Origin of the sequence: Nitrospira sp. (genome assembly GCA_024760525.1) — a bacterium.
GTDB lineage: Bacteria > Nitrospirota > Nitrospiria > Nitrospirales > Nitrospiraceae > Nitrospira_D.
On sequence record CP060499.1, the window covers coordinates 3,474,175 to 3,485,800 of the forward strand.

An 11,626-nucleotide genomic window follows, 5' to 3' on the forward strand; every position below is an offset into this window, starting at 1 on the left:
AATTTTGGCTGGGATAGGTCTGAGCGGGGTGGAGTGAGGTGGGCTTGAGCACAAGATGAGCACAATCGGCTGGGGTGAACCCCTTGGATGAGACAGTTTGGAATTAAGCGTTGGCCGGGGAGTGTTTGGCTCATCCGTCTTCTTGAGCTCTCCTCTTCCTGTCGAGTGCTATGTGAATACTCCCGGCTACCACATGCTGCACCAAGTTATAAAAGATGATGGGAACCATGACGCGGGGGTAGGCGGCCAGCACGAGCGAGGCCAATACGAGGCCTGTTCCGTTGTTATTCATTCCCAGTCCATACATAAGGACGTTGGCGACCAACCCGGTCATCAAGAGCCATTTGTGATCAAAGAGTGCTTTCAGGTGAGCTGCTTTCAGCCCGAGCCCGGCATTGAACATGAGGATTGCAAGGAGAACCAAGAGAACCGAGATGGGGGTCCCCGTTCCGGAGAATGAAAGGGTGCCAAAAGAGATCTGTCTGATCGCAAGCCCTGGCCTGGGATAGACCGCAGCCAGCGCATAGACACCGAGGAGGAACTAGAGGAGGTGATGATGTACGAGCTGAGACAGGCCAAGAAATGTAAATTTCCTCGCTTCCATCTCCTCATGCCTCTGGCATCGAAGTCTCAGTGAGGATAACGATCCTGGCAAGAGATATCGAAAAGAGATTTTCTAGACTCAATTTTCAATCTGCAAGGGTGAATCCAAAAACCTCTGCTATGCCTGTCATCGTGAAAGCACTAAATATTGAGGCTGTGATGGTTTATAGGAGTGGCTCAAGAACACTGATTTGGGACTATGCCAGATAATCTAAAGGTAGATCGAGCTGAAATAGCTACATAGCAACTGCAGACTTTTCTCCAGGGTCAAGGGCCGGCGGCTGTTGGCTCTAGTGCGGTGGGAGGCGTCTTGTCGCTCATCGAGCAGGCGACCACCGGAAACGGAAATACATGAACCGCTGTTCGGATTCCCACGGAGTAAGATGTGTCTCTCGCCGAACCTCCTGCAGAGTGAACTCTGACCCCAACTCCATGATGAGGGTTTGCTCATCGTAGCGCATGACAGCGAGGTCACTGCATTGTGGTGGCCCATCCACCGCAAAGGTGGCAACAATAACCGTGCCGCCCGGCTGCAAGGTGCGTCGCAATGCCGCAACGTATCCGCGCCGGTCTTTCGGAGCTATCAGAAAATGGAATACTGCCCGGTCGTGCCAGAGGCCAAAGCGATGCGGAGGCTCGAACGTGGTCACGTCAGTTTCAAACCACTCCACATCAGCGGCTCGGGCCCCGAGGCGAGCGCGGGTCTGAGTCAGCACGTCTCCGGACACATCGAGCACAGCGAGCTGGGTGTACCCGGCATCAAGCAGGCAGTCAATGAGTATGGATGCCCCACCGCCAACGTCGATAACTCCGGCATCCTTGCGCAACCCTGACGCGGTGATGAGCGCCAGTGAAAGCTCAGGGCGGCGCTGATACCAGCTCACATCCTGCGCCCCCTTAGTCTGATAAACGTGGTTCCAGTGTTGTTGACGGTTCATGTGCGTGCCAAAGCGTTACTGTTTGAACCCTAAGAGACTGGTCGATAGTCACAGAGAAATCAAGATGAAGGGTTGGGATTACCTGGGAGGATTATGAACGCTGCCTCAAATGGCTCTGTAAAGCTCCTTATTCGTAACGAATCATTTCTACGCTCCAAGTCCAACGCATCACTGCGCTTCATGACATCAGCCGACCACTTGCGGCCGCTTTTTCGGACGCGGTTTCTTGGTTTTCTGAGCCATCGGAACCTCCGTTCAACTGGTCCCGTTAGTCAATCTTGGCGGTCGGCGGACGGAACGACCAAGGCACGCTCCTGCTCCTCATCATAATAACTCCGAGGATATGCGACGATACCGCAGGAATTCCCTAGCTGAGTTCCCGCCGTACCGATTTCTTGATGACAGGGACAAGCAGGACGATTACTCGCCCTGTATCGGGACGTACATGACGTTCCCCTGTCGATTCACGAGCAGGAGGGCGAGATCGGTAGGTCTCAGTGGATCGGCAAGACGCTGAAAGGTCGTGAAGTTGTTGACAGGTTGCCGATTGAGCTCCAAAACGACATCGCCGGGTTGCAGCCCCGAGGTTTCGGCCAAGCTGCCTTCCTCGATATCCGTCACAACCACCCCGTTATTTACGGGTAAATCCATCTGTCGCGCCAAAGGAGGAGTCACGTCATCGAAGACCACTCCGGAGAGCGGATGGACCGTCGACACGGCCGCTGAGGCGGCCTGGCTTTTCTTTGCACGTTCACGCGGCGCTTCCTGAATGACCAAATCGGCCTGATATTGCTTCCCGTCACGAATGAGATCCAAGCGGTGCTTGCTGCCGATGGATGATTGCGCCACCAGGTTCCGCAGCTGACCGCTATCCATAATATCTCGCCCGTCGAAGCGCACCACCACATCGCCTCGTTTCAAACCGGCTCGCTCGGCAGAGCCCTTGGAGTGTACATCGGTCACGATCGCGCCCTTGACATCCGGAAGCCGAAACAGTTTTCCAAGCGACGGACTGACGTCTTGTGTCGAAGCTCCCAGAAATCCGCGCACCACGCGGCCCGTCTTGATGAGGCTCTGCATGGCGGCACGGGCCATGTTACTGGGGATCGCGAACCCGACCCCCACGCTGCCGCCGGTCGGACTTGCGATCGCCGTATTGATGCCGATCAGTTCGCCGTGGATGTTGACCAAGGCTCCGCCGGAATTCCCAGGGTTGATCGGCGCATCTGTTTGGATGAAATCTTCGAAATCCGCCACACCCACATCCGCGCGGCCGACCGCGCTCACGATGCCGAAGGTGACGGTACGGCTCAATCCCAGAGGGTTACCGATAGCGAGCACGAAGTCGCCGACGGCGAGGTGACTCGAGTCTCCCCAGACCGCCGATGGAAGATTCGAGGCTTGAATCTTGACGACCGCGACGTCGGTCTTCGGATCGGTCGCGACGACTTTTCCCTTATACTGACGCCGATCCGCCAAGATCACCTCCACGTCGACGGCATCGGCCACCACATGGTTGTTCGTCACGATGTATCCATCCGCCGAGACGATCACACCGGAACCTTGCCCATACTGTCGGCGGGTCGGAGGCTCTTTGAACAGCCCGAACGGCAACGCTTCGTCGCTGAAGGCTTGGTCGCGCACCATGACGGTCGACGCGATGCTCACCACCGCCGGAATGACCTTACTGGCCGTACCTTTGACTTGGCTCTGTAAATCGTGTCCGTTCGTCGCAGGAATTTGTTGGGTGGCGGCAAGGCCCGAACCCGGAACCACCAGACTGACCAGAAATCCCCAGACGGCAAGCGGCATCACAAACCCACTGTTTCTCACCAAGATGCCTCTCTTGTTCGGGCGTGTGTGCTGAGCTTTGAGAGACGCCATGCGCCAGCCTATCATGCAGACCAAGCCCGCGCATTCATATTCGATATGACATCTTGCAAATGTATGCTTTCTTGCCAACGCATCGTATGTCTCCCCACTGACAAGATAGTACCCAGCGTCAGGCAGCCTGTAAATACTGCGCGAGCTTCGCGCTAACACCAGCCGTTCCGGCACCCAGGTGACACTTGGGCGGCGGGCGGGCTATTGTGTTACGATCACATGCCACAGTCTCTTTCTTCGTTAACTCTTGTATGAAGCCGACTTGTAGCTAAAGGGGTAGAAGATGCCACGTCTCGCCGCGAACTTCATTACCCTCCCTGTGCTGATAACTGCGTCAGCAATTCTTGTCTCACCTGGACATACCGAAGAAGGCAAATTCGGAACCCCGAAGGGGGATGAAGGCACCAGGATTTTCAAAGCCATGGAGCACCCTCATTATTCGGGGGAGTTTCGCATCAAAGGCGATCGGGCAACCCTCATCGGGAGCATGAACGACACTGCGCCTTGGGACCATCTCGATTATGCAGGCAAGCATCTGAATCCTGTGAAAGGGACGATCGAGATCGAGGTAAACGAACACACCAACACCGGTCGGGTGGTGGCCGAATTTGTCGAAGGCAGTGATCGGTATCGCATCGTCTTTGATCGGTTTGCCGCAAAAGCACCGTTCCAGGATGGAGGCATTGCCACCCGAATCTACGAACATGGGGATTCGAACCATGGCGATCCGCTGTACCCGAAAACCTGGTTGTACTTGGGCGGGTGGGGCACGGGGACGATGTTTAAGAACGACCAAGTCCTCTACCAAGACTATGACGCGCACTTCATGGTCATGGAGCGTTCTCGCGACCCCAAGACCCATGAAGTCCGATACCCGATCAAACGCACCTTACCCGGTGGCGAAACCGATCCCGCCGGGATGGAGATCGATCTCTGGGTACGGTCTAAGGAACAAAACACGAACAACTTTCCTCCCTTCGAGACCTTTGTCCATCTCTGCTGGGAAGAAGTGACCTGGCGATAAGTACAAGAGGATTGCGGGAATGAGGGAAAAAGCGTTTGAATGCGCCCAGCACGCCAAGAGGTGATCGCTTTTACGCGGTCGGGCGAGGCGCATACATGATGACGGTCATGCCCACAAAACACACGATGCCTCCTATGATGTCGAATCGGTCCGGGCGAGTCTGAATCCTACCTCGACAATTGTTATTGTCGAATGATTGAACGAAGTACCTAGCCTTATGAAGTATGAAGAGGGCTGGGGAATTGATTGTTAAGGCTGTCCATCTCCTCAGGCAAGGTAAAGCCGTATCGTTTCATCACAGATCGTGGTGGTGTCAAGGCGGAGGCTGAAATAAGAGGAGAAGTCGACCGGCACGAGCACGCGCTGATTTCATGTCTTCGGGAGACTCTTAGCAAGGACTGTACACGAATCCCTTTCTGACCCACGCCCAACATGTTCAGTGAGCCGAGTGGCTGAGCGTCGCATGCAGCGTTGAATGCCAACTGATGGAATTGATCCTCAAGGCACGACTATTTTGCAACATAGCGCTTCCCCTTGCTAGTGGCGAGCAGATTGCGTTTCCTCTGCCCTCGGACTTTCGCACGCTGTCAACACGTTCGTCGAAGGTATCAAAGGCCCGTGCGTATGGCTGGAATCGAACGGAGACATTATGTAGAATGCTCCACTATTAGATCTGAAATCATTGAGGAGTATTGGGGTGCCTTACGAGAACCCAAAACTCTTGCTGCCGGGTGACGATAGGAATCGAGCAATTATGTTTTCCAGCGGTGGCGGCCGTTCTTCTCGTAGCGTGCACAGTGCGTTCCTGATTCTGTTTCTCTGTCTCTGCGTCGTTTTTCAAATGTTGGGAGTGCCTGCGACTCTCTTGGATCTTGAAGGTTCCGCCGATCTCATCGCCGCCGCAGCTCTGGAAGGGTTCTCTCTTCCCCCGAATGCACCCGCTTCGCCCGTCCAACACGGATCGAGAATGCTCTCTGACGTGCCCTTGACAGTTGCTGCTGCGGTTCAACCGAATTCCCTCTTTCATCCTCCACGTATCTAGTTTCTGACACATTCCAATCGCTGGCCAGCCTGGGTTATGTGGAGTGCACAACGGCCAGACACCACCGCATTCAATCGGTGCGAGCGTCGTGGCAAGCCTGCGTGCAGGCAATGCTCTGTCTTCGGGGCATCCACCTCTCGACTGCGACGTTTCTCCCGCAGGAATCAAGCGGTTCCTTGACCTGGAGGAAGGAGACGAGTTGAAGGAAATAGATCATGGATAACATCGTACAGCTGAATCAGGATCTCCACCTCAACATTACGGATGCGGTGAAGATCGAGACCCATGGCAAGAACTTCCGCATCTCGATGAGGAATGGCAATGGAGTCCTCGCCGAATACTATTGTCGTCCGGAGGCCCCCGGGTATCACAAACTGAAGGTGCCCCTCACGAAAGCAAAATAGCCTGCGCCTGTCTTCATCAGGCACGTGTTTGCTGTCTACGTAACGGAGAAACGATCATGACCGCATTTTCCTATAAAGGACGGTCCATCCAACTATGGCCTGGCTTGAAAGATGATGGGACATGGCTATGCCGCTACCTCATTATTGAAACTGGGAAAATCACTTCGGGTTTAATCCACCCTGACGCCTACTTTTCCACGCGCAGAGAGGCGGAAGCGGCCGCATTGAAAGCGGCGCAAGACGTGATCGATGCGCGTGACCCCCCCGGCACACCGATCATGTGATCGCTGATGACGCACCATACTGAGAGAGGATGCCTCACGTGCAAGATGATATTGCGGAAAAGATCAGCATCATACAGAAGTGCCTGGCCAAATCCTTTGTTGTGCTCACTCCTAAGGTCTGGTGAACTCTGGATTTTTACTACGGGCGCAGCGCACTTCGAGTTTGGGTTCTTTCGCCCTGTCATGGAAGCGATGCGCCTGCAACAGCTTAAGCCATTCATGGAAACCGAGGTCCTGCCGATGATGCTGCAAAACCCAAGACAAATGATCTACTTTGGGATCGATGGCCTCAGTGTTCGAGAACGAACTCCACATGACCTGCGCTTGCGCTATGTAGTTCCGTACCTAACCCCATTTTTGTTTAGAGTTACGGCATGAGAGGACATGAGATGCCGAGTTTTATCAATCACTGGACGGGGTATGCGGCGCTGGCCGTGTTTGTTGCCGCCTACTTTCTGGTTATTGTCGAAGAATCGCTTCACCTTCGTAAATCCAAACCGGTCATGGTCGCGGCGGGCATGATCTGGATTTTAACGGCGTTTGCGTATGGCGCTCAGAACCAATCCCACGCCGCTGCAGAAATACTGCGGCATAACCTGCTCGAATATGCGGAGCTGCTGCTGTTCCTTCTCTCCGCGATGACCTTCATCAATACGATGAGCGAGCGGAACATCTTCGAGGCCTTGCGGACCCGGCTTATTTCGTTGGGATTGTCACTGCGCAGCGTATTCTGGCTGACAGGTATCCTGGCATTCTTTATCTCCCCTGTGGCCGATAATCTCACGACGGCTTTGGTGATGGGCGCGGTGGTCATGGCAATCGGCGGAGAGAACGGGCGCTTCATCGCCTTGGGATGTATCAATGTGGTCGTGGCGGCCAATGCCGGCGGCGCGTTTAGCCCGTTCGGAGATATCACGACGCTGATGGTCTGGCAAAAAGGCGTGGTGCAATTCGGAGATTTTTTTGCGCTCTTTGTTCCATCACTCGTCAACTGGCTTGTGCCGGCGACCGCGATGTCAATGACAATCCCGCGCGACAAGCCGGCAGCCACAATGGAGGATGTGAAGGTCAAGCATGGCAGCTATCTCATTGTGCTGTTGTTTTTACTCACCATCGCCGGCACCGTGGTGCTGCACCATTTTCTTGAGATGCCTCCGTTTCTCGGCATGATGACCGGGCTCGGTGTCCTTAAGTCCTATGGGCATTTTATCCGGCGGAAGGAACTGGACGAATGGACGGATATTCCCGTGCTTGATGACGAGAATGCGGGGCAGAAGAATGGCTTATTGAAACCTGCCATAAAGCCGTTTGATATTTTCATCAGCATGAAACGCGTGGAATGGGACACGCTGATGTTCTTCTACGGCATCATGCTCTGCGTCGGCGGCCTTGGGGCGTTGGGGTATCTCGCCCTGCTGTCCGGTTTTCTGTATCAAGGCCTCGGTGCAACGGCCGCCAACATCCTCGTGGGAGTCTTGTCAGCGGTGATAGACAACATCCCCATCATGTTCGCCGTATTGGGCATGAACCCCGATATGAACCTCGGCCAGTGGCTTCTGGTCACGCTGACCGCGGGGGTCGGGGGGTCGCTTCTGTCGATTGGTTCGGCTGCCGGAGTAGCGCTCATGGGCCAAGCGCGGGGGATCTATACCTTTAGGGCACACCTGAAATGGACTTGGGCGATTGCATTGGGCTATGCGGCCAGTATCGGCCTTCACTTAGTGATGAACGGGCACCTTCTGTCCTTCCGCTGACGGCAGCCAGGAAAATGGCTGGTCCAGGCAGCATATCTATCGAGGAGATCGGCGGCCGTGTGGCAGCTTTACCTGCACTCTCGCCGAAGCACTGAACCCTGTGCGCAACTAAATTACGCTTGTGTCGTGGAACCATCCTAAGCACCGCAATAATAACTCGCTGTGACAGCTGTTCGAGGATCTTCCGTGATGAAAGTGGTCTGAAGCCATGATTGTTGACACGCGCCAATTCTCCAATCGGCCGTGGCCATCTATCCCAGATCCGATCAGGAAGAAATGGAATGGGGCATGACTTGGGGGATTTTTTTCTTAAGCGGACTCCTCATCATCGCTGCGGAAAACTCTCCCGGTACGGCGACCGGATCGCCGAGCACTCCGGTCTTGGACGACTGTGGATCGGGGTGGTGCTGCTAGCAGGAGCGACCTCGCTACCGGAACTGGTCACGATGTTTGCAGCCGTGCGCTTGGGTGCGTTTGATCTAGCGGTGGGCAATCTGTTCGGGAGCAATGCCTTCAACATGGCGATCTTGTTGCTCGCAGATGTCGCTTACCAGAAAGGTCCCTTGCTCGCAGCAGTCGAATCGACCCACGCTGTAACGGCCTTTGTGAGTATATTACTGATGAGCGTAGGGGTTATGGGGATGATCTATCGAGCGGAAAAACGCTTCATGCTCATCGAGCCGGACAGTCTCTTGATGATCGTGGGCTATGTGTTGGGGATGTGGCTCATTTTTCGCTTAGGCAGTTGAAACCATAGGGGTTAAGAACTGCGGCATCGTGGCAAGCTACCTATTCCAGCAGAAGCTACTTCCTACTCGTCGCCAACGGCAGTAATGAGACTTAGCTTTATTTTGCCGGACGAAAGCTCAACGTCTGAGGCCATGCGTTCTACTTCGTGGATATACAGTTCCAGCCTCCTTCCTTGGTCATCTTGCCATGAGGGCGGAAGAGTTCGCCTGACGGCCCACGTACTTGCAACCCCTCTAAAAGATAACCATCCAGTATAGTTAGTCCTTGTGAACTGGACGGACAAATCGGCTCGATGCGGATTGAATCGAACGAAAACACTATGTAGAATGAGTGCATTAGATCTAGAATTATTGAGGAGCACTAGGGTGCCTAACGGGAACTCAACCTCTATTGCTGCCTTCTTATGGTAGGATTTGATCACTATGCTTTCCATCAGCGGTTGCTGCCGTTTTTCTTATAGCTTGCAAGGCGCATTCTTGATCCTGTTCCTATGTCTCTGCGTCGCCCTTCAAATGTTGGGAGTGCCTGTGACGCTTTTGGATCTTGAAGGCTCCGCTGATCTCTCCGCCGCCACTGCCCTAGAAGGGTTGTCTCTCCCACCGAATCCACTCGCTTTGCTCGTCCACAATGGATCGAGCATGCTCCCTGAAATGCCCTTGACAGTTGATACCCCGCTCCTGCCGAATTCCCTCTTCCATCCTCCGCTCATCTAGTTCTTACACATTCCAGTCGCTGGCTCACCCTGAGCTGTGCAGGACGGCCTGACACCACCGCAATTCAGTCAGTGCGACTGTCGCCTCTCACGGTGTGAGGAGGACGAAATCTTTGGGTTCGATTCTGATCATTGGAGGAATCGACCATGACCGAATATTTCTATAAAGGACGGTCCATCCAACTCCTACCAAACCTGGAGGACGACGGCACATGGGTTTGCCGATACCTCATTACTGAAAAGGGGCACCTCACTTCTGGTTCCATACTGGGGCACCCTGAAATCAGGTTCCCGACCAGGAAAGAGGCCCAGTCGGCGGCCCTCAAAGCTGCGCAAGATGTGATCGATGTACGTGGACCCCTTAGCGGATCGATCAGATGATCGCTGATGATCACACCGCACGGAGGGAAGGCATTGAATGGAACGGGTTTTTTGTTTGATGCGATGGAGGGACAGTCAATGCCGGACTATAATCATCGCAAGATCGAATTGACTCCCAGACGACATAGTGATGAGAATTGGAGCTGTCAGTATGTGATTATTGAATTCAGACAAACGTCCTGGGGATATCGCCAGGGACAGCCTGACGGAATCTTCGCATCCCGCCCGGATGCCACAGCAGGAGCTCTGAAAGAGGCGAAACGCATCAGTGATTCATTCGAACCTACCTTGGTTGTTGGAACGTATGCGGACAGGTTAAGAAAAATGATACTCTCCTTCCTTCAAGGCTTGTGCATAGGTAAATTCCGTTCGAATCCAAGCCGGGATCCACGCCAAAGGGAAAGAGCTCCGTCGAGGCAGGAGGGTTGAATAGCAATAGCAGGAAAGATCTATCTTCTCATCATACGCCTGGTTCACGCAGCGACGTATGTTTTCAGGTATAACCACCCAACCGACAAGGTGCGCTACCTGAGTTAATAGCAAGGGTGGAGCATGAAAAGGCAGTAGTAGGTATGAATACGACTGAAACGAAATATGATATTGTAAAAGGAGAGAGCTTACACGCTGGATCGGGCCAACATCCTATACATGAACCCCAGCGCTTGTCGGAACAGGCCACCGAGCCACTTTGCCAACCTGTGGTATGGTCGGCATCACGTAGGACTGGAACCGGCAACACAACCTTCGTGTTCATTCAGCGTCAGGTGGAGTAGCTTCTGACTTTTCTCAGTACCACCGTCTTATTTGTGGCGACGGCCATTGCCGTGCCGGCGATTGGGTCACCGCCTGATGACCCAACGCGTCTGTGGACGTTTGACAACGATCCACCACAAGCACTTCCCACTGAGTTTCAGGTGGGTACCTTGTTTGATGGAAGACCCGCCGGTGAGTGGAAGGTCCTTGAAACTGATCGCGCACCAAGTCCCTCTCGCGTTCTGGGTCAACTTATGGGAAAGGGTGCAGAGCACGCGTATAAGACGGTACTTATCACGGGGATCAATGCATCCGACCTCGAGCTTCAGGTCTCATTTTTGCCGATTGAGGGCAAAGCCGATATGGGAGGCGGCCTGATTTGGCGGGCCACCGATGATCGCAACTACTACCTGACGAGAGCGAATCCACTGGAACAGAATGTTCGCATCTACCGGGTCGTCAAGGGCATCCGGCATATGCTTAAGAACTTCGATCAGATCATTGATATCCGACAGTGGCATACACTTCGTGTCGTCACGAAAGGATGCCAGATCCAAGTATTCTTCGATGAGAAGCCGGTCTTTGATCTGTGTGACCAGACCTTCACCTCCGGCCATATCGGACTCTGGACGAAATCGGATGCCATCACCTATTTCGACGATCTTAAACTCCAGATTGCGCGCTGAGCATGCCCATGAGTAATGGCCGGGAGGAGATTGCTCCTAGACAGTCGTGCGGGGCGCATACATGATGACGGCCATGCCCACAAAACAAATAACACCTCCAATGATGTCGAATCGGTCCGGGCGAGCGCCGTTGAGAGCCCAACCCCACAGTAAGGACAGCAGGATAAACATTCCACCGTATGCCGCGTAGACTCGTCCGAAGTGTGCCGGTTGTAAGGTTGAAATCACGCCATACAGAATCAGAATGGCAGCGCCCGCCGCGCCGTAGCTCCAATGCTTGCCCTCTCTCATCGCGAGCCAGATCAAGTATCCGCCGCCGATTTCACATAAGCCGGCGAGCACAAACAGTCCTAACGAACTAAAGACGGACATTCTTGCATCCTTTCCGAGTGGCCCGACACTCACGATGGC

The 11,626-nt window shown here is 54.1% G+C and carries 9 protein-coding genes and 2 pseudogenes; 6 read left to right on the forward strand and 5 right to left on the reverse strand.

The features are described from left to right. Nucleotides 1-130 precede the first annotated feature (130 nt). The 3 genes and pseudogenes from H8K04_16400 to H8K04_16410 form a co-directional block, all read right to left on the reverse strand. A pseudogene (locus H8K04_16400) lies at nucleotides 131-316 on the reverse strand (hypothetical protein). Nucleotides 317-920: 604 nt separating this feature from the next. Then, nucleotides 921-1,541 (reverse strand): class I SAM-dependent methyltransferase, encoded by a 621-nt coding sequence (locus tag H8K04_16405; GenBank protein ID UVT15376.1) that lies wholly within the window; start codon nucleotides 1,539-1,541, stop codon nucleotides 921-923. A 420-nt stretch (nucleotides 1,542-1,961) separates the two neighbouring features. Then, entirely contained in the window at nucleotides 1,962-3,425 is a 1,464-nt protein-coding gene (locus H8K04_16410) for a Do family serine endopeptidase (protein ID UVT15377.1), read from the reverse strand. Between the two features lie 283 nt (nucleotides 3,426-3,708). Between H8K04_16410 and H8K04_16415 the strand changes: the two genes are divergently transcribed. Next, on the forward strand, nucleotides 3,709-4,449 hold the full coding sequence (locus tag H8K04_16415; protein ID UVT15378.1) for a hypothetical protein: 741 nt from the start codon (nucleotides 3,709-3,711) through the stop codon (nucleotides 4,447-4,449). A 70-nt stretch (nucleotides 4,450-4,519) separates the two neighbouring features. Here the strand turns inward: H8K04_16415 and H8K04_16420 are convergent. Beyond that, nucleotides 4,520-4,606, reverse strand: a pseudogene (locus H8K04_16420) (hypothetical protein). Nucleotides 4,607-5,706: 1,100 nt separating this feature from the next. Here H8K04_16420 and H8K04_16425 point away from each other — a divergent pair. The 5 genes from H8K04_16425 (at nucleotide 5,707) to H8K04_16445 (ending at nucleotide 11,215) form a co-directional block, all read left to right on the forward strand. After that, entirely contained in the window at nucleotides 5,707-5,895 is a 189-nt protein-coding gene (locus H8K04_16425; GenBank protein UVT15379.1) for a hypothetical protein, read from the forward strand. Nucleotides 5,896-5,951: 56 nt separating this feature from the next. After that, nucleotides 5,952-6,179 carry a hypothetical protein gene (locus tag H8K04_16430; protein UVT15380.1) on the forward strand — a complete coding sequence of 76 codons (228 nt, stop codon included), beginning with the start codon at nucleotides 5,952-5,954 and terminating at the stop codon, nucleotides 6,177-6,179. Nucleotides 6,180-6,553: 374 nt separating this feature from the next. After that, a complete protein-coding gene (gene nhaD / locus H8K04_16435) occupies nucleotides 6,554-7,933 on the forward strand; it encodes a sodium:proton antiporter NhaD (GenBank protein ID UVT15381.1) in 1,380 nt (459 codons plus the stop codon). Between the two features lie 281 nt (nucleotides 7,934-8,214). Further along, nucleotides 8,215-8,682, forward strand: a complete 468-nt coding sequence (locus H8K04_16440; protein ID UVT15382.1) for a hypothetical protein — start codon at nucleotides 8,215-8,217, stop codon at nucleotides 8,680-8,682. 1,900 nt (nucleotides 8,683-10,582) lie between these two features. Next, nucleotides 10,583-11,215 carry a DUF1080 domain-containing protein gene (locus H8K04_16445; GenBank protein ID UVT15383.1) on the forward strand — a complete coding sequence of 211 codons (633 nt, stop codon included), beginning with the start codon at nucleotides 10,583-10,585 and terminating at the stop codon, nucleotides 11,213-11,215. A 36-nt stretch (nucleotides 11,216-11,251) separates the two neighbouring features. Here the strand turns inward: H8K04_16445 and H8K04_16450 are convergent, their stop codons facing one another. Next, the gene (locus H8K04_16450) at nucleotides 11,252-11,587 is read right to left on the reverse strand and encodes a YnfA family protein (protein ID UVT15384.1); all 336 of its coding nucleotides are present in this window, start codon (nucleotides 11,585-11,587) and stop codon (nucleotides 11,252-11,254) included. Nucleotides 11,588-11,626 lie beyond the last annotated feature (39 nt).